The organism is uncultured Tenacibaculum sp. (assembly GCF_947494125.1).
Taxonomy (GTDB): domain Bacteria; phylum Bacteroidota; class Bacteroidia; order Flavobacteriales; family Flavobacteriaceae; genus Polaribacter.
The window spans coordinates 35,307-56,838 of the sequence record NZ_CANLTU010000003.1; the positions used below are offsets into that span (position 1 = coordinate 35,307).

The following is a 21,532-nucleotide window of genomic DNA, read 5'->3' on the forward strand; positions in this document are numbered from 1 at the left end:
TTTACTTTTTAAGGATTATCTTCTTACTTTTTGTTCCAACATTCGTTACAACTCTTACTATATAAACTCCTACCTCAACAGCTGGTAAATCAATATTGTTTTTACCTGTTCCTTTAAAAGTATCTTTATAAACTAATGCTCCAGAAATGTTATACATTATAAGTTTAAACTGCTCGCCTTGTACTCCCTCTACAAATAATTTATTGTTTACATTATATAGTTTAATATCAGCTAAGCTTACTTCTGGAATTTCAACTTGCGCTTTGGTATGTAAGTAAAATCTTCCAACTCCATTTGTAACTTTTGCTATTGTTAATGAATAATCCTCTTCATTTAAATTGATAAATTTTTCTAATTCTTTATCTTCTAAGTATATATCCATTCCTTCTAATCCAATTCCTTTTGCAGAAATAGTTACTAAAGTTCCTTCCTTAGCTTTAATTCCTACTGGAATGATATACGATTCCTTTCCTTCTACTGGTAAAGATTGATACGTAAAGTTCTTTTCTGAAGAACCGTCTAATAATCTTGTATAAATGTCTAACTGAGATCCATCAAAGTTTCCTACATCATATCCGCTATCTAAACCTTTTGTAACATTTTCTCGATAACTAACCGTTGTATTAACCCTTGTTCCTTTAGAAGCTATAGACAACTCAATCGTTGGTATATTACCTCCTTTGCTAAAAGCTCCTCCCGATACTGGTTGAGTCATTCTCTGTGCCTGCTTAAAGCTTATTGCCCCTGCTCCTGTTGTTGTTTTCACAAAGAATCCTTGTCCTGGCACTAATGAACTAGCTCCACTAACTAAGCTCTTTGCTACATATTTATTTTGAGCATTATCCCAAACATAAGTTCCTACATACGCTGGATCGAAACTTGCTAAATTGTCATTAATAAAGTTCGTACCTCCATTCTCATTAATTGGTAAAAATGCCGTGTATGGATTTCCTATAGCATTCCATTCTGAAGCTGTTACTGCTTTTGTAGCATCAGTTGTTTCAACAGATCCAGTGAAAGTAACCGAACCATTAGTAGCTCTTGAAATTGCATAACTCCTACCTTTTTCAAAAGTAATTGTATTTGATGCTAAATCATCTACAGTATAATATACCCACTTATTTCCTGTTGAACGGCTATCATCATAATAACCAACTGCATATCTATTTGGTGTTACTGTACTATTTATTCGAATGTTATTTGTTGGGTTTTCTACAAAATCTTTTATACGCTGACCTGATACTGGCGCTGATACAATACTCCATTTGTTAGCTATTAAACCACCTCGCTCGTATGATACCATACCATTTGCGGTTCCTTTTACTAATAAACTAGAACTATTTACTGCCGTAGATATCATTTTAAAAGTACCAGCATTTGTAAAGTTTCCATCTACAGTTACGGATCCGTTTTCTGAAATATCAAATGATGATAATGATTCTACTGTTAAATCATTTGTTTGAACTCCTGAAACTACATTAGGTGTGGTAGCTACATTTGGTATTAAAACATTATTACTTATTAATGGTGTAGTATTATTACTCCAGTTAGTTCCTTCTGTCCATACTGAATTGGTACTACCATCCCAGATTACTTGATTAACCCCTGATGTTATACTAAATATTCCTACTACATAAGTTAATGTATAGTTTGAATTTAAAGCTAAACTTCCTTGAGTAATTGCATAATCACCTACGGTTTCTCCTAATACTCTAGTTAAACTTCCTGTAAAGACATCTCCACTTACTATACTTCCATTAGTAATTTGGTATGTTAAACTTGGGTCTACATCTCCGTATACTTTGTTCTTTGCATCCGCCGTTACTTCAATTGCTCTTGCAGTAATACTTAAATCATCTAAAACATAGGTTAGCGTATAGTTTGAATTTAATGCTAAGCTTCCTTGATTGATCGCATACGTACCTACATTCTCGCCTGTTACTCTTGTTAACACTCCTGTAAAAGCATCACTATTTACTAAACTTCCTGAACTTATTTGATACGTCAACGCTGGATCTGCTGCTCCGTATACTTTGTTCTTTGCATCTGCCGTAATTGTGATAGCACGTTGGGAAATTTCAAAATCATTTGATGTAAACGTAATAATATAATTTCCTCCTGCGGTCAACGTCCCCTGACTAATTGTATAGTTTCCTATGTTTTCTCCGGTTGTTCTTGTCAATACCCCAGTAAAGTTGTCTCCGAGTTCCAAACTACCTGATGCAAGTGTATAGGTAAGAACCGGGTCAGTATTTCCATAAATTTTACTTTGACCAGCATTGCCGTTTACCAGAAGTGGTTTTGGTAAAATTGTAAAGTCAAAGGCATTAAAAGTAATGGTATAATTACTTCCGGCTGTTAATGTTCCTTGATTGATGGCATAGTTCCCTGCATTTGCTCCGGGAGTTCTAGCCAATGCACCTGTAAATGCATCACCCGAAACCAAAGTTCCAGAAGTAAGGACATAGGTAAAGACAGGGTCGATACTTCCATACACTTTTACCTGCCCCATACTAGCCGTTACAGTCAATGCTCTCGTTGTGATACTTAAATCATCTGAAACATAGGTTAACGTATAGTTTGAATTTAATGATAAGCTTCCTTGGTTAATCGCATACGTACCTATATTATCTCCAGCTACTCTTGTTAACAACCCTGTAAATGTATCTCCACTTACTAAACTTCCATTTGTAATTTGATATGTTAAACTTGGATCTACTTCCCCATATATTTTTGTCTTTGCATCAGCAGTTACCTCAACTGAACGCTTCTCTATAGTTAAACCTTTTGATACATAAGTAATATTGTAATTTCCATTTAAACCTAAAGTACCTTGATTAATTGCATATATTCCTCTTGCTTCTCCTAAAATTCTTTCCAAATTCCCTGTAAATGCATCACTTCCTGCTAAACTTCCATTTGTTATTTGATAAGTAAATACTGGATCTACATCTCCATATTCTTTAGACTTAGTATCTGCTGTAACCTCAACTGTACGTTTCCCAATAGTTAAGTTATTTCCAACAAAAGTTATTGCATAATTGCTTCCTGCAGTTAACGCCCCCTTATTAATAGCGTAACTACCTAAAGCTTCTCCAGAAACTCTTTCTAAACTCCCTGTAAAAGCATCACTAAACTGTAATGCTCCATTAGTTATCTGGTATGTTAAAGCAGGGTCAGAATTTCCATATTCTTTTAACTTAGCATCTGCTGTTACCTCAATAGCTCTTTGATTAATAAGTAAACGTACCGAACCTGCATTGGTATAAGTAATTGCGTACGAAGATTGCCCTCCGTTTGTTGACGTAAACGTTGATGATAAACCTCTTATTTGATAGCTACCTACATTTTCTCCTGCATCTCTAAATGTTCCAAATACTTCAATTGTATCATCGAATGCCAACGAACCTTCTGTAATTGTAAAAGGAAAGTTTAATTTAGCTGGATCTGCATCTCCATAAGTTTTCTGTACTGCTACTGTTGGTACAATTCGAATAAAACGATAATCTATATAAAAATTAGCTCCAACAAATGTAACATCATAGTTATTACTTAGAGCTAATGTTCCTTGAGTAATTCCATAATTTCCTTGTGCTTGACCTGTAGCTCTAGATAAGCTACCTGTAAAGGCATCACTTCCTACTAAACTTCCTGAAGTAACTTGATATGTTAATGTTGGATCTGCTTCTCCGTATACTTTCGTTTTAGCATCTGCAGTTATTTCAATAGTTTTTTTCGCAATTGTAAGTTCAGGTGAACCATAACTTCTAAAATTAAATTGATAGTTATTTACATCTGCACTATGCGAAGAAGTTATTTCAAATTCAAAGTTCCCTATCCCTAAGAATCCATAACCATATGCCCCTATATTTTCACCAGCTGATCTAGCTGCTTTTTTCAATATAAGCACATCATCATGAGCCATTGCTGTACCATCAACAATATTTAATACTGGTAAAGGATCTACTTCTCCATAAACCTTACTTGCATTTTCTAATGAGAAATTTACATTTTTTGGTGTAACTCTAAATTTAGAATCCACAAAAGTTAAATCATAATTTGCATTTAATACTAATGTACCTTGAGTAATTGCATAAAATGGGTTTGATGGTAAACTATTGAATACTGTTTCTCCTGTTTCTCTAGATAAGCTTCCTGTAAAAGCATCACTTCCTACTAAACTTCCATTAGTAATTCTATAAGTTAATACAGGATTTGAATCTCCATATATTTTTGACTTGGCATCTGCAGTTACTTCAATTGCCTTTTTTCCAATAGTTAAATTATTAGCTACGAAACTTAAGTCATAATTAGCTCCAGTATCTAAACTTCCTTTATTTATTATATAAACTCCAACACCTTCTCCAGTAATTCTAGATAAACTTCCTGTAAAAACATCACTTCCTACTAAGCTTCCATTCGTAATTTGGTATGTAAATGCTGGATCAGAATCTCCATATACTTTTGACTTAGCATCCGCAGTTACTTCAATCGCTTTTCTAGTAATTGTAAGCTTTGCTACCCCTAAGTTTGTTATTTGTAAAAGATAATTATCTGCTATAAACTGACCTGGTAAATTAGTGATTACATATTCACCTACACCTGTGGTTGTACTTACCAATGTAGAACCAACTTCATAAGCTCCTAAAGTGATGTTTTGTGTAATATTACTCTCGTTATCTCCATTAACAAAATTTGAATATTGCATGGTAAACGTTGGATTAGATTCACCATATACTTTTGTTTTATTATCAACAGTTGCACTTAAAATACGTTTTGTAACCGTAAGCGTTCCATTATTGGTAACAATTGTATAATTATTATCTGAACCTCCTGATACATTCACCACGTGTGATCCACCTGCCGGTGTTGTTCCATCTATTGTTACTGCTGGTATTGCAGTTGGTGGTGTATCTATAACTGAGGCATTTTCTCCATTTACAAAACCTGTATACTGAATTGGTAAGGTACTTAAAGCATCTCCATATATCTTTTCTGAAACCGAAGTAGCTGTTAAATTCACCTTGTTAATGGTAAAATCGGCACTATTAAAAGTTATTACATAATTACTTCCTAAACTTAAAGTACCTTGATTTATCGCATATGTTCCTGCATCTTGACCTGCTACTCTACTTAATGCTCCTGTAAAGGAGAATGGATCTGGATACGTTATTACATCTGTTCCTGTTGGTAAGTTATTTCTATCTACTGCATATGTTAATGTAGGATCGGTAGCTATGTTACCATTATAATCTTTTGATTTTGCCTCTGCTGTAACTGTAACTGATGCAGCGTTTATCGTAAGATTCCCTGTACCTAGAGCATTATACTCATAATTTGTTGACAAAAGTTGTAATATCGGAGCTGTCGCCCATGCTAAAACTCCATTATGTATTCCTACATCTAATGCCTGTCCTGGATTTGACGCATTTACAATGGTTAAATCTGATATATCAGCTCCTCCTGTAAATAATTTCACAACATCGGTTGCTATATCACCATTTACCAACCCCGTAACCTTAAATGGATAATTCTCGGTTGAATTATCAATTGGTAAATCTAATACTCCATAAGAAACTGTAGCATCTTGGGGAGAAATAGTTAGCATTTTTTTTAATACATTAAAATTTTGTACTACATCGGTAGCTGGATTATACGTTGCATCTCCTGCTTGTGACGCGGTAATATTTGTATTCCCAGCCCCTACGATAGTTACTGTACTTCCTGAAATAGTTGCTACGGAGGTATTTGAACTTACATAACTCACTGGTAATCCAGAATCTGTAGTTGCCGCTAAATCAAATGTTGCATCTCCATAGGTTTTTGATGCTATTGCGTTAAAAGTAATTACTTGATCTTGTAGTGCCGTAAACGCTGCTGTTACAGTATTATTCATTGGTACAAATCCACAAACACTATCGGTAAATAAGTCTTTTACCCAATTGGTTGCATCTCCTGCTCCATTTTGTAAAGTTCCTGTAATTGAATTCCCAGATGTATCCGTTACACTTGCTCCAGAAGTTTGATCATAGTTATAGTTTAATACTAAGTTTGCTTGTAGAGTTGTAAACTGAGTATTCATATTAGATGTAATGTCTGACTCTGTACGAATTCCATTCCAAATTCTTGTTTGTGCTAAATCTCCACCAAACAACTTTGTGCTGTTTGAAGTACTTTCATAATTTCTCCCTAATCGAATATTTGAAGTTAATTGAAAAATTTCAAACCCAGAATAAGCTCCAGTTGAACCTATTAAGTTTCCATTTACATAAAAATTGATTGAAGCACCGTTCATTGTAGCCGCTACATGGAACCATGTATCAACCGGATACGTATACCCTGGTGTATTATAAGCACCTCCATCATCAACATCATCATCATAATGACCTGCGAAAATAGTTCCTCCTGAAATATTAATATAAAAAGGAACCACTACTGATGCAATACCAAAACCTGCATAGCTTTCTGCAGTAATAATTGACGCGTTTACATCTGTTGCATCTGAAGCTGGAATTTTCACCCAAGTTTCAATTGTTGCCTGTTGAACATTACTTAGATGAGAATTAATTGCCGGAACACTTACATAATCATCTACATTATCTAAACGTAATGTACCTCTCTCTCCATGATTAGCCATTGCATCAGTCCCTACTACTTTATAAGTTCTATCTGCTGTTATTGTTTCTGAAGTAAAAGAAAGATCAACACCAGTACCTGTTAAAGGACCTTGTAGTACTTCATTAGTAGTATTATCTTGTAAATAATAACTTATTCCTAATTGAGAACTGGCTACAGATACAACAGCCGAACCTCCATCTGGTTGTGTTAAGTTTACAGTTTTTCCATCTAATGTTTGTACACTTACTATTGGTGTACTAGTCATTTGCAATGTATTGGTAGCAGATGGTAAAGTTTGGTTACCTTGTACTGCTATGACATTATAAGTACGATTCGCCATTAAAACCTCTGAAGCAAACGAAATTCCGCCTCCAGTTCCAGCAACTGGACCTTCAATAATACTATTATCGCTATTATTTCTTAAATAATAATTTACACTTGCTCGTGAATTATCCAAAGACACTGTTGCAGTTGTGCTACATAGCCCAGAACCTGTTGTATTTAAAGCTACGTTCTGATTAACTAATGTAATAGGATTTACTGTCAATGGTTGTACTACATTAGAAGCAGGATCATACACTCCACTTCCAGCCTGTGAAGCCGTGATATTTACCGTTCCATCTTTATGAATAGTAACAGTACTACCAGAAATTGAAGCAATTGTTGGGTCTGAACTTGTATAAGTAACTGCTAAACCTGAAGAAGCTGTTCCTGTTAAATTAAACGCAGCATCACCATAGGTAACATTACTTAATGTATTAAACGTAATTGTTTGTGGTGTACCAATTACGGTTACAGTTACATCTGTTGTTGTAGCATTATATAAGAAATTATCAGGTGTAAAAGCTCGTAAAGTTACGGTTCCTGCACCTCCTGCCGTAAAAACATTTCCAACTAATGTAGAACCAGTTCCACCATTATCAACAATACTATAGGTTGTAGCTTGTCCAGAAAAGTTTTGGGCTGTTATTATGGTATAACTTTCCCCCGGATTTAAAGAAAAATCGAATAAATTATGTGCTATGTCAGTTTTTGGAGAGAATCCAGCGTTATAAAATATTGTTGAATAATAGGCTACCGTTTCACTATAATTTGCATCTGCAGCTTGTGTAACTTTAATTAGTATTGAACCTGCAACATTGTTTAGATTTAATAAATTACCATTGATGGTGTATCCTAATGTTTGCCCTATAATTTCAAAGGTATATGCTCCAGTAGAATTAGAAGATAAACCTGTAGTCATATCTAAAGTTGTTGGACCAGAATTTACTTCATACACAATACCTCCTCCTAAAGTTGCTTGCGGAGCATTTATAGTCAACGTCATTGTTTTAGAAGCAATTTGATGTGTTGCTGTTGCCGCTTGAGAAGCTTCAATAATAACTGTTCCTGCACTTCCTACAGTTACTGTCTCATTATTAGTACCACTTAAAGTAGTTCCTGTACCTCCATCACTTATAATTTTATAACTAATTGCTCCACTAGAATCAGAAGTTGCATTCAAATTAAAATTAGCTCCACCAGCATTCACTGCTACATCATCAAACGTAATCGTTGGTGTAAGTAAAGATCCATTATTAACTACAGAAAACTCATATCCCGTTTGTTGATAGCTATTAAAAAAATAAGGTGCTCCAGAATCATTATAAGCATAAATGGTAAAATAATAGGTAGTATTTGGAGTTAATCCTGTAATTTCCTGATTTGGATTTGTAGATGCTCCAAAGTACACAACCTGTTCTCCTCCTTTATAATCTGCATCTGGTGTAGGTGTTGGTCCTCTAAAACTATGAGGTGTAAAACTATTTACGGTATTCATTTTTACAATATACCCTTTAGGTATTCCCAATCCATTATCGGCAGCTGCTGCCGCTGTAAATGATGCTAATGTGAACGCTGTTCCTGTAAAATTATTGATTACTGCATTAGATGATAATTTATCTGTTACTCCTGGAGTATGTGTAGAAATAACATCTGAAGTATTCGAAAAGTAATAGGTTCCTGCACATTCCGTGTACGAATAAATCTTAAAGAAATATTGAGTATTAGGTAACAAATCATAAGTAGTAAAAGCTTGTCCTTCTGGAAATACTCCTGCTAAAACTACTTGTTCTCCCGAACCTGAATAGTTAGTATTTGCAGTTGGTAATGTATTTATACCTCCCATAATATCAGTAAAAGTATTCACTGTATTAATTTTCACTACTTGTCCTTCTGCAGTTGCAGGCACGTTTGAAATAATTGGTGAAAGTCTATATTCCCAATGTAAATCTGTTCGAAAAGAATTTAACTCTGAATTTCCTGTAGGTGCTCCACAAGTTGTTACAGAAACTGTAGTACTTCCTGTTGTTTCAAAATATTCACTCCCTGCACAGGTATTATAGGCATATACTTTTATATAATACGTACCATTACTAACCAATCCTGAAACGGAAATATTGGGAGTAGCTGAGCTCCCCACATACATTACTTGCTCTCCTCCAGTAGCAGTGTTATATACTGCATTTGGCGAACTAGGTACTGATGTTGGTGTAGTAAATGAATCTACATCACTTACTTTAACTATATACGATAATGTACCTTGAGACGTATTAGAAGGTGGTGTAAATGAAGCTATATTCATCGTCGTTGCTCCAGTTGTGTTTGCAACTATACTGGTTACTGCCGATGAGGGTGTGGCACAAACATAATTCGTGGTTACTACTGACGAACCTGTGGTATCAAAATTAATAGTACCTCCACATAAATCGTAGGTATATACTTTTACATAATAGTTTGTATTAATTTGTAAACCTGAAACAATTTGGTTAATATCATCGGTAGTACCTGCTCCACTACCTACAACTCCTGTATACACCACTTGTTCTCCTGTTTTACCAGTATAATCTAAAGAAGCAGTTGGTAAAGTTGCTCCACTAGGTGCAGTAAAACTATTGGTGTCACTAAACTTTACAATATATCCAGTATCTGCATCTGCTCCTGTTGGTCTTCCTAAAGTATTAATAGTTGCCGTTGTTGGTGATGTAGCTGTAACCGAATTTACAGATCCTATATTTGGAGCTGTTCCGGGGCAAGTTGTTACCGAAACAGAAGCTATTGTGTTATTATAATTGATATATCCATTACAATCACTATAAGTATATATTTTATAATAATAGGTTGCATTTCTTTGCAAATTGGTCATAGTTAAGGCACTTTGTAAAGCCCCGTTATCGGTACCCACGTAAACCACATGTTCTCCTGAACCGTTATATGAATTGCTTACTGCCTCAATTGGTAATGCCTGATTTTGAATATAAGCATCTGTAAAATCTGTAAATGAATTCGTAGAAGAAAACTTAACAATATAATACAAATCATCAAAGCTATTTACTCCTAAATTATTTAATGTTACATCTGTATCGTTTGTTTGTATAGCTGTAGGTGCCGCAGTATTAAGGTCGTAACAGTAGTAGTAAGAGTTTACAGTACTAGCTCCAATATTAAAATTATAATTGAAACTTGATACTCCTGTAAATATTTCAATTGCGTAATAATTATTACTATTACCTCCACTAACATTACTACTATACGGTAAATTAACAGTATAACTATAAATACCCGATGGCTGCATTAAGGTTCTAAGTGTACCAATATTTACTGGAGTAACTCCCCAATTTCCACCACGGTATTCCCAAACTCGAAAATTAAAATCTGGATTACTATTAACCCATGTTCTATCAAAATATACAAGTACATCAGTTAATTGATTTTCTTTTCTTGAAAGAATCCAAAAATCAGAATCAGAACTTGTTACAGTTCCTTGATAATTGGCAGACATGTGAATACGGGATTGAGAAGATGCCAACACATTACTAATATTGTTGTTATTCTCAACCTCATTAAATTGCGAAAATGCTTGTGTTGATATCAAACACAAAAACATCACATAATAAAAGAGCGTAGTTTTTTTCATAAGAGGCTTTTAAATTTAGTTTTTTGTTCGTTATTATTAAGTCTATAAGGTGTCTTATACATGCTGTACAGTTAATTTTTTAAACACCCTATTTATTATTTCGTCAAAACTATTCTTATAAACTCTAACACCCTATTTTAACACCTATACAAAACCCTATACAAAAACAATAAACCAACTAATAAACAAGACGTTAGCTCGTTTAACAAATAAAACAACTAACTATATATTTGACATTAAAAAAGAGAGCTAAATAGCTCTCTTTTTTAACTTAAATACTCAATTAAAGGTATTTCTTTTGGTGCAGATATTTTCTTTCGAAGTCTATATCTACTAATAAAAATACTATCTACAGAAACCCCTAGCATATTTGCTATTTCGTTATTATCTAACCCTAATTTTTCAAGAGCAACTAATCTTTCTTCAGATTTTGTTAGTTTATATCCTTTTCCATTTATTTCTATAAAAAAATTAGGATGCACTCTTATAAATTTCTCTTTAAAAATATACCAATCATCCTTTGTTAAAATTTTTGAAGTTACTAAATCTTGAATTGAATTTATAGTTTCTTTTTCTACAACTTTTACTTTCAATTTTTCTAATTGAAGTTTTAATTCCTCTTGCTCTTTTCTTTTTAACAATAACTGATTTGTAAAACCAATTAGTTCATCTTTATTTCTTCTTAATTCTTTTTTTAAATGAATTCTTTTATTTTTTTCTCTCCACCATATTCCGAATATTATTAAAATAATAGAAAATAAAATAACCAGTGTTGTAGTTCTTTTACTTTTTACTAATTGTTGTTCTTTTTCAAACTGCTTTATTGCTATTTCTTGTTTCAAAATTTCTTTTTCCTTTTGAGCTGTTTCAAATTTTGTTTGATGAAATGCTAAAGCTCCTGTTAATGACGCTTTATTAATAGAATCTTTTAATTCTAAATAATTTGTATTATGTTTTAAAGCATTTTTAAAATCACCGTATTTTTCATACAATGCTGACAATAGTCTTTCACTTTCTAATAGACTTAGACTATTTAATGAATTTTCTATAGCATAGTTTTTATAATCTAATAATAGTTTTAATGCTTTTTTTCTTTCTCCTTTTCTAAGTAAGTAAGCTGCCTTTTCTGGAATATTTAAAAAAGTTAATCTTTTGTATTTAATTTTCTTTTCTAAACTTAAAAGTTGTGCATATATAGAATCAGCAACCTTAATATTATTTTGTTTTAACCATAGCCTAAGTTCTATTTTTTTAGATTGTAATTTATTATTGCTTCTAATTACTAAATCTGAAATAAATCGTTCATATTGTTTTGAAGAATCTAAGTATGTATTAGCTAATTTTAGTTTAAAATCTTTAATTGCTTCTTCACTTAAAGACAAATATAAAAATTGTAAAGTACCATATGATTTGTACTTTTTTGCTTTTGATATTAACTTAGGCATTTGTTTATTGGCTAATTTTCTTAACCCATTCCTTCTATAAATTAAATCCAATTCTTTGGCAGTTCTAAACATATAGGTGTAATCTTTCAATTGTTCATATATAGAATTAGCCTTTTCAAAAGAATTAATTGCTTTTACAAATTTACCAGTATTAGAATATGCTTGACCTGAGAATAAAAATGCATCGGCAGCAAAAATTGAATCCTTAGATTTTAAAAATAAAGATGCAGACTCTTTATAATCTTTTATAGCTTTATCATAAGCTAATTCAGAAAAATAAATGCCACCTCTTTTTAAGATAATATAAGCTTCAGATTTTTGTTTTTTAAAATATGGTTTAAATAAAAGAATAGAATCACATAATTGTAATGCTTTTTGATTTTCTCCTTTCATAATATATTGTTGAATCAGAAAACGTGATTTTGATGCTAATAAATCATATTCTTTCAATTCATTAGCTAAAAACATATAATCTTTAAGTGTTGTAACTAACTCTTTATGATTCTCTCGAATCATTTGCTTCGTTATTTTATCTAAAATTTGTAACCTTTCATTTTTATTTTCTGTAGTTTTAAATACTCTCTTAAGAGAATCAATTTGAGTTTGCCCTTGAATTAAGGAAGCAAACAAGAGATTGAACAGTACACATATAACAGGTAACTTTCTAAAAAACATATAATTATATATAAAATTTAAACTTGTGCTTTATATTATGTACAGTAAAAATCTATATAACCCTATTCATTATTTCATTTTTCTTAGATTTGTACTTCAATAATTTTTGTGAATGCCTGAACAAAAAAAATCTGTTTGTGAAGAAAAGAATTTTGATTCTTTATTTAATAGCTACTACGAGACTGCTACAAAATACATTTACTACAAATGTGGAGATTTACAGCAAGCAGAAGATATTGTACAAGATTCTTTTGTGAAAATATGGAAAAAATGCGCTGAAGTAATTTATGAAACTGCCAGAGCTTTTTTGTATACTATTTGTAATAATGCTTTACGCAACGAATTTGCTCATCAAAAAGTTGTTTTGAGACATAAAGCTATTTCTGTAAATGATAAAGACATTGAAAATCCTGAATTTATTTTAGAAACTGAAGAATTTAAAGATAAGCTAGAAAATGCAATTGCTAATCTTTCTACTAAAGAAAGAGAAGTTTTTTTATTAAGTAGAATTGATAAAAAAACTTATAAAGAAATTTCAGAAATTACCAATATTACAGTAAAAGCAGTTGAAAGAAGAATGAGCAATGCTTTTATTAACCTTAGAAAGACTTTAGGGAAAGATTTAAAATTTTAATAGGGTAAATTGATTAATAACGGTACAGTAAATAAGAACGTAAATTAAGAAGCATGAATAAATACGAAACAGATAAATCTTATTTAGCTAAATGGGCTGCAAATGAATTAAGTAAAGAAGAACTTGCTGAATTCATGCAAACTGATGCTTATAAAGATTTTAATCGTATTAATATTATTGCTCAACAATTTAAAGGTCCTGAAATTGATAAAAAAGCAGCTTTAGTTAAAACTAAAACTAAAATAAAAAAAGGAAAAATTGTAAAATTAAATCGTAATTTTTGGTATTCCATAGCTGCTTCAATTGCTTTGCTTCTAGGCGGATATTTCGGATTGTACTCAACTAAAAATTATACCACACCAATAGGAGAACAATTAGCTATTATTTTACCAGACGGAAGTGAAGTTCAATTAAATGCTAACTCTAGTCTAAGCCACAAACGGTTCTTTTGGAATAACAAAAGGCAATTAAACTTAGATGGAGAAGCTTATTTTGAAGTAAAAAAAGGAAGTGATTTTAAGGTTATTACTAATTATGGTAATGTGACTGTTTTAGGTACAAAATTTAATGTAAAATCAAGAAAACATATTTTTGAATTAAACTGTTTTGAAGGTAAAGTTAAATTTGAACAAAAAAACACAACCAATAAAAAAATCTTAAATGCTAACGATAAAATTATTATTGAAAAAGAAATAATTTCTGAACTAAAAACTCAATTTAATAAACCTAATTGGATAAAGGGAATCAGCCTATTTAAAGATCGTCCTTTACAAGATATTTTAAACGAATTGAGTAGTATGTATAACATTTCTTTTAAAACTGAGAATATAGATACTTCTCAACGCTTTTCTGGAAGTTTTATTCATAATAATTTAGAAAACGCGTTAAAAACTACCCTTACTCCAATGGGGATAGTTTACACATTATCAGAAGATAAAACAATAGTATCTTTGCAATAATTAATTTTTTTCCCTTGAAATGATTAAAAACTCAATACTAACCATAGTATTTTTATGTCTCATTAATTATACCTTTTCTCAAGAAAAGTTTAATGTTTCTTATAACAAAACTTCGTTACAACAAGTTATTGTTGACTTAGAATCTAAAACAAATATCATTTTTTCATATTCTAAAGAAGTTATACATAAAAAACAAATTACTCTTACCAAACAAACAACAACTATTAAGAATATTATTTCAGATTTAACTCAACAAACAGGGTTACTTTTTGAAATACTTTCCAATAACCAAGTCATAATTAGTAAAGCAAGAAAAATTTGTGGTTATGTTGTAGATGCTAGCACAAATGAAACGCTCCCTTTTACTAATGTAGTTATAAACGATAAGCTATATAAAACTACTAATGAAAACGGTTTCTTTAGCTTTGAAAACCCTCCAAAAAACTCAGAAAAAATCACCTTATCGTTATTAGGGTATCAAGACAAAGAAATTACCTTAAACACAAGTGAAGAGTGCATAACAATACCTCTTTATACAATATCTTCTGAACTAGACGAAGTTATAATACTAGGCTATATTACCTCTGGGATTGATAGAAATAAAGACGGTTCTATTTCTGTAGATTCAAAAAGATTAGGGATTTTACCTGGCTTAGTTAGTCCAGATATAGCACAAAGTATTCAATTAATTCCAGGTATTTCTACTTTAGATGAATCTGCTACTGGAATTCAAATTAGAGGAGGGTCACCAGATCAAAATTTAATTTTATACGACAATATTAAACTTTATAATACAGGGTATTTTTACGGTATGTTTTCTTTATTTAATCCATTTGCTACTCAAAAAGCTACCGTTTTTAGATCTGGGACTAGTGCCAATTATGGTGATCGTATTTCTGGTATTATTGATATTTCTAGTGGTAGTGATATTCCTAAAAAAAATGAAGGCGGTTTTGAAATTGACGGTTTATCTATAAACGGTTATTTAAAAACTCCTTTATCTGAAAAAGTAGGGCTATATTTCTTTGCAAGAAGATCCTATTCAGATGTAATACAAACCCCAACTTATAATAGTTATGCTGATAAAATATTTACTAACTTCGGAATTGCTAAAGATATAAATGGCAATATATTAGACTTAGAAACTGATGATGATTTTAGTCGTAAAACCAGTAATAATAACTTTACTTTTTCTGATTACAGTACGAAGCTTATTATTAAACCCAATGAGAAAAACTCGATAGCGGTGAGTGCTTTATATACTCGAAACTCATTAGACTTTGATTTTAATTCTATAGAAGAAAAGTCTGTTGATGATTTAATTACTATAAATAAAGGTTTTAGTCTTAACTGGAAACATATAACTAATAAAAAGCAACAAGAAGAACTTACTGCTTATTATTCTGAATACGACTCTTTCTATAAAAATGATGAACTTGAAGATGAAACTGGAAATGGTAGTTTAGATCTAACTAAAATAAGTATTCGTGAAAATAATATTGTTGATCTTGGTTTAAATTTTTCGCTTCATAAACAACTTAATGAGCATCAAAAATTAAAATTAGGTTATCAGTTATCTAATACAAATTTGCTTGTTGATATTCGTAAAATAAAACCTTTTGAAACGAATGAAAACGAACGTAAACTTCAAGATATTAATAATTTTAAAAATGCTCTTTTTGGTGAATATATTTACTCTTTTGCTAATAATGGTTTTATAAACGCAGGAGTACGTTTTGTAAACTATAGCTCTTTAAATCGTTTTTTGGTTGAGCCTCGTATTAATTTTGAATATCCTATTACCAATTCTCTTAGATTTAAAACTGCTATTGAAAGAAGAAATCAACCCATATCACAATTAGTAGAATTTGATAATATAGAATTACGCTTAGAAAATAATTTATGGAGGTTATCCGACAATAAACAATTTCCGTTACTTAGTAGCGATCAAATTTCTGGAGGGCTCTTATATCGTTATAAAAAATTAAGTATTGATGTTGATGCTTATTATAAAGAATTAAAAGGCTTAACTACATTTACAAGTGGATTTAGTAATCCATTAGAAAATTTGGAACAAGGAAATAGTACTATAAAAGGGCTCGATTTATTATTAAAATATAAATGGAATAATTATAAAATATGGGCTGGATATACATTTAACGATATTACCTTTCAATTTCCTAATTTACCTAATACACCTTCTAGTTTTTCAGGAAATAATGATATTAAGCATCAATTTAGAATCTCTAATACTTTACAACTTAATAAGTGGCAATTTTCTTTAGGATGGCAAATTAGAAACGGTAAACCTATTACACCTGTAAATAGTTATGAAATTAAAATTGATGCAGATGGTGAAAAAGCTGGAGTGGTTAATTTTGGATCTATAAACAGTAGTAGATTACCAAATTTTCATAGGTTAGACGCCTCTGTTTTATATGATTTTAAGATTAAAACTGGGAATAAGAAGTTAAATGCTCAATTTGGAATATCTGTTTTAAACCTTTATAACAGAGTAAGACCTTTAAATTTAATATATAAAGCAGAACGTAAGCCTTTAGACGATGGTGGTATTGCTGTACCAGGCACAACTGGTAGCTCTCCTGAAGAATTAGAATTGATTCTAGAACAAGTAATTCAACGTTCTTCTTTAGGTTTAACACCTAATGCTGTTTTTAGAATTCATTTTTAATTTATTAATATTTAAACTTCATTATAACTCTTAAATAAAAAGCTTGGAAAATAATTTCCAAGCTTTTTATTTCTATATTAAAATTAACATGAACAACAATTATCTGCTGCTGTAACTTCATTAAAAGAAGCATCTATTCCAGTATCTATAGCCTTTTTTAATTGTTGAAATGCCTGTTTAATTGTTGACAATGGTGAAGCTATATTCATTCGCATAAACTGTGTATGACCTCCTTCAAACCAATCTCCTGGTGTTAAAGCTAGTTTTGCTTGGTTTACAACCAGATGTTTTAACGCTCTATCTGATAATTTTAACTTACTAAAATCTAACCATACTTGATAAGTTCCTTCGGGCTTGTATAAAATAACTTCTGGTAATTCTTCTTGCAAAAAGTTATCAATCCAATTCATTGTTTTTTCTAAATAAGTTAATAAGTCATTTAACCACTCCTCTCCTTCTTTATAAGCTGCTATTGTTGCGTTTGCTGAAAGTATATTCCCATGATCTAGATATAGTGATTCTACACTCCTCTTCACCAACTGTTTAAAATTATCATTAGGTATGTATAAGTAACCGTTTGAAATACTTTGCATTCCAAATGTTTTTGCTGGAGACCCTATTACTGCAATATGGTTATTACTATTACCTATAGAAGCAATGCTATTAAATTGTGATTTTGAATACACAATATCTGAATGAATTTCATCACTAATAATAGTAACATTATATTCATTTGCTAGATTTACCAATTTTTTCAACTCTTCTATACTCCAAACCCTACCTATTGGATTATGAGGATTACAAAGTATAATAGCTTTAATATTTAATGTTTTTAACTTTCGCTCTACATCTTCAAAATCCATTTGATAACGGCCATCAATAACTTTTAATTTATTGCTAACTACTTTCCTACCTGCAGATTCTATAACTTTAAAAAATTGGTGATATACGGGTGTTTGTACCATAATACTATCTCCCTTTTTAGATAATTCTCTAATTAATATGCCTATACCTGTAAGTACACCTGAAACTTGCACAAATGATTTTGGATTTAATTCTAATTGATGCCGTTTAAAATTCCAATCTGAAATGGCATTAAAAACATCTCCTGTATTAAATTCATAAGCATACATATTTCTTGTTACCAATTTTTGTAATGCTTCTTGTATAGGTTTGGCTATTTCAAAATCCATATCAGCTATCCACAAAGGCATTATATCTGTTGCTCCAAACATAGATTTTAAATAATTTGGATTCTCTTTTGCAAAGTTGTTTTCTGTTGTATGCATTGTATCAAATTGACTCATTATTCTTCTTTTTTACTATTTCCATTCAGCTTTAGCTGCTCTAAAATCTTTTTGAAACGTATCTGTATTCCACATTAATGATAACATTTTATGTGCAATTTGCCTAGCTGTTTCATCATCACTAGGAAAATGAACTCCCATTACTTCTCTAGACATGCCTATCTCATAAGCTAGAGATATAAATTTACCTCTACTTTCAGGCATCAACTCACTTAATGTATATGCCTGTATATAAGCCCATAATGTATGTCCACTAGCAAACGATGGAGTTGGTATTTTTTGTAAAGGTTTTATATTTAAATCAAGATGATAAGGCCTAGCTCTAATTTTATTAAACTTTAAAACAAACTCTAAAAGTCGTGCATCATTCATTACTCCTTTTAATAGTTTTGCTGTTTGTGGAAAATCTTTTGCAGTGTGTTTTTTTCTAGAAACTTCTCTTAACATAAAAAACAAATCTTTCAAATTACGCTCATACCTATCATCTGTTTTTGTATAATTTTTATGAGGCCAGTAACCTATTCTCGCTAATTTCATAACACGCTCTACCTCTTTATCTGTTCTCTTCTTTTGCAAATCAAGTAGAAAATCTAGTTCTGCTCTAGTTTGTTCTGAACTATTTGCCGGAAAATTAACTGAATTTAGTATAAAGTTTATCTGATTAGAGCTCAAGTAATATGGTTTGTTTGATGCATAAACCAATATAAAATCTAAATAATTATCTGTAGGATACACGATGCCATCCATCGATGCATATTCTATACGCTTATTACTGTTTAACTTCTTTAATTCTTTGTAATGTTTTTCTGTAGGTTCTATGTCGTGAATTGTAGAAAAAATAGAATTCTGACTATATATACTTAAAGTAATAGTGTGCATTACTAATACTATAATGTTTTTCTTTAAATTATTCATTTTATAAATTATTTTTTAATTTTAAATCCAGCCTAATAATAACCCAAAGCCTAATAGTACTAAGGATGCTCCGGAAACTTGATTAATTAATTGTTTGTTTCGTATCAACTTATCTGAAACTTTATTAAACCCAAAACCTACCCCTATTAATAGACTTCCTAAAGGAAGACTATAACCTACTGCAAACACAAAAAGAGTAAACCAGCTTAAAAATAAACTACCTTGAAGATATGATGCTCCTAAAATAATTGGGAAAATTGGGCTACAACCAACTGAACAAGCCGTTGCAAAACCACCTAGAAGTAAACCAAATAAAAAGCTTTTATTAGCTAAACTCGATATTTTCGATGAAAATTTAGTTCCAATTTTTAACTTAAAAGGAAGCATATCTAAACTCATTAAACCTAAATACACTACTAATACACCTGCTACAATTGTCCAGTATTTTCCTACTATTTGACCAATAGATACGCTAATTAAACCTGTTAAAGCTCCTATTAACGATAAGGATATAATAGTACCTATTAAGAATGAATATCCCTGTTTTTATATGTGATTTTTTATTTTTTGAATTTACTTCTGATCCTGCATAACTAGTTACTGCTGCTAAGACACCAATATTACATGCTGACCCTATTGCTGCAACAAGACCTAATACAAAAATTGCAATAAAAAATAACGGGGAATTTAATTGGTTTTCAATAATTGTATTAGTCCATTGCTGAATATTCTCTAACATATTTCTTGATTTTATTCATTAGAGCTACCACAAGCAGCTTTTTGTTGAGTAGTACAAGATGCTTTCGTTTTTTTGTCACAAGAAGCCTTACTTTTTTCAGAACAAGCAACTTTTTGATTTGATGAACAAGACATTTTTGATGTTAAGACAGTTTCATATGCTCTAATTAATGTGGTTATATTTATCGCTGATTCTTTAACTACTAAAGCACTTTTCCCTAAAACAACAGTAGCAGGAACTACTTCTATATTTAATTTAGAAACTACATCTAGATAATTTTCTTCATTAACTTCTAATGCTAAATAATAAGCAGATCCATCTGAATTGTTTAATTCTGAAACAACATTTTCTATTTTAGAATTTATTTTTTCATTTTCGCTAACATCATTCCCTTTTAACAATAGATATGTAACCTCTTTATCCGTTTTTAACCATTTAAAATCATTCTTAGAAGTTATTACTTTTGAAGTTGTGGTACAAGTAATCTCTTTAGTTGTAACTCCCTTAAATGCTGATGTAAGTGCTAAAATAAATGCTAAAGCAAAAATCCCTAACCCAAATTTAATTTTGATGCCTTTATTTTTGTTCTTCTCATCATTTGGATCACAACAATTCGGTTCAGATTTAGGGGAACAACAATCTAAATTTTCTGTGTTTTGCATTGTAATATTTTTATAGTTAATTTCTCTATAGACGCATCATTAAAAAAAAGACGCAAAAAAATAAGCCTTAAAACTAACTAAGGCTTATTCATTAATAATCAAAAACGATAACAGTTACTTTTCTGCATAAACACCAAGACTAATAACTTCATTAGTACTTGCTTTAAATTTTTCTAACTCTTCTGGACAACATACATACTCTAATAGCACATCATCTGGCATTTCTACCACCCTTTCTTTAGTTATTGTAATATTTTTAAAACCAGCATCTTTTATTGCTTCTATATACGCTTCTTCTTGCAACGCTCCAGAAATACACCCTGCATACATTTCAGCAGCTTCCATTATTCCTTTAGGTAAAGTTCCTCTTAAAACAATGTCAGACATACTAAAATGACCTCCTGGTTTTAAAACACGGTATACTTCTTCGTATGCTTTCTTTTTATCAGGAACTAAGTTTAATACACAATTACTTACCGTAACATCTATACTATTTTCTTTTAAAGGTAAATCTTCTATTTCTCCTAATATAAAATCTACATTGTCATAACCAAGTTTCTGCTTATTTTCATTTGCTTTCTCAATCATAGCTTCTGTCATATCTACACCAATTACATGTCCAGTTTTCCCTACAATACTACGAGCTACAAAAACATCATTTCCTGCACCAGAACCTAAATCAAGTACTGTATAACCCTCTTTAATTTTTGCATGTTCTGTTGGAATTCCACAACCTAAAGCATAATCTGCTTCTGCTTCATAACCTGCTACTTTTGAATAACTTTCACTTAAAGTCCAATCTTGAGCTGGTGACCCACAAGATGCTGGTCCACAACCACAACCTGCTCCTGAATTTGCTACTCTTGTATACGCTTCTTTTACCTGTTCTTTAATTTCTTGTGACATACTATATTTTATTTAAAGTGTTTTT

11 protein-coding genes are annotated in these 21,532 nt (G+C 31.1%); 3 read left to right on the top strand and 8 right to left on the bottom strand.

Annotation, left to right across the window (positions count from 1 at the left end; genetic code table 11):
• Window position 1 precedes the first annotated feature (1 nt).
• Window positions 2-10,573 carry an MBG domain-containing protein gene (locus tag Q0881_RS07070; protein WP_299158228.1) on the bottom strand — a complete coding sequence of 3,524 codons (10,572 nt, stop codon included), beginning with the start codon at window positions 10,571-10,573 and terminating at the stop codon, window positions 2-4.
• 266 nt (window positions 10,574-10,839) lie between these two features.
• Window positions 10,840-12,534, bottom strand: coding sequence for a hypothetical protein (locus Q0881_RS07075; RefSeq protein WP_299158231.1), 1,695 nt, complete (start codon window positions 12,532-12,534; stop codon window positions 10,840-10,842).
• 271 nt (window positions 12,535-12,805) lie between these two features.
• Here Q0881_RS07075 and Q0881_RS07080 point away from each other — a divergent pair, with 271 nt between their 5' ends.
• Genes Q0881_RS07080 through Q0881_RS07090 form a run of 3 tightly spaced genes read left to right on the top strand, consistent with a single transcriptional unit; the run spans window position 12,806 to window position 16,978 of the window.
• Entirely contained in the window at window positions 12,806-13,327 is a 522-nt protein-coding gene (locus Q0881_RS07080) for a sigma-70 family RNA polymerase sigma factor (RefSeq protein ID WP_299158234.1), read from the top strand.
• Window positions 13,328-13,380: 53 nt separating this feature from the next.
• Window positions 13,381-14,286 (top strand): FecR family protein, encoded by a 906-nt coding sequence (locus Q0881_RS07085; RefSeq protein WP_299158237.1) that lies wholly within the window; start codon window positions 13,381-13,383, stop codon window positions 14,284-14,286.
• Between the two features lie 19 nt (window positions 14,287-14,305).
• Window positions 14,306-16,978, top strand: coding sequence for a TonB-dependent receptor (locus Q0881_RS07090; protein ID WP_299158240.1), 2,673 nt, complete (start codon window positions 14,306-14,308; stop codon window positions 16,976-16,978).
• 83 nt (window positions 16,979-17,061) lie between these two features.
• Here the strand turns inward: Q0881_RS07090 and Q0881_RS07095 are convergent, their stop codons facing one another.
• From Q0881_RS07095 to arsM, 6 genes are all read right to left on the bottom strand, one after another.
• Window positions 17,062-18,285: a PatB family C-S lyase gene (locus Q0881_RS07095; protein ID WP_299158243.1), complete on the bottom strand. Its 1,224-nt coding sequence runs from the start codon at window positions 18,283-18,285 to the stop codon at window positions 17,062-17,064.
• 15 nt (window positions 18,286-18,300) lie between these two features.
• Window positions 18,301-19,200 carry a phosphatase PAP2 family protein gene (locus Q0881_RS07100; protein WP_299158246.1) on the bottom strand — a complete coding sequence of 300 codons (900 nt, stop codon included), beginning with the start codon at window positions 19,198-19,200 and terminating at the stop codon, window positions 18,301-18,303.
• Window positions 19,201-19,221: 21 nt separating this feature from the next.
• Window positions 19,222-19,725 (bottom strand): cytochrome c biogenesis protein CcdA, encoded by a 504-nt coding sequence (locus tag Q0881_RS07105; RefSeq protein ID WP_366139559.1) that lies wholly within the window; start codon window positions 19,723-19,725, stop codon window positions 19,222-19,224.
• Window positions 19,673-19,939 (bottom strand): hypothetical protein, encoded by a 267-nt coding sequence (locus Q0881_RS07110; protein ID WP_299158248.1) that lies wholly within the window; start codon window positions 19,937-19,939, stop codon window positions 19,673-19,675. Before Q0881_RS07110 ends, Q0881_RS07105 begins: the two co-directional genes overlap by 53 nt.
• An 11-nt stretch (window positions 19,940-19,950) precedes the next feature.
• Complete coding sequence (locus Q0881_RS07115; RefSeq protein WP_299158250.1) at window positions 19,951-20,601, bottom strand: hypothetical protein; 651 nt, start codon at window positions 20,599-20,601, stop codon at window positions 19,951-19,953.
• Between the two features lie 114 nt (window positions 20,602-20,715).
• Window positions 20,716-21,507, bottom strand: coding sequence for an arsenite methyltransferase (arsM, locus tag Q0881_RS07120; RefSeq protein ID WP_299158253.1), 792 nt, complete (start codon window positions 21,505-21,507; stop codon window positions 20,716-20,718).
• Window positions 21,508-21,532 lie beyond the last annotated feature (25 nt).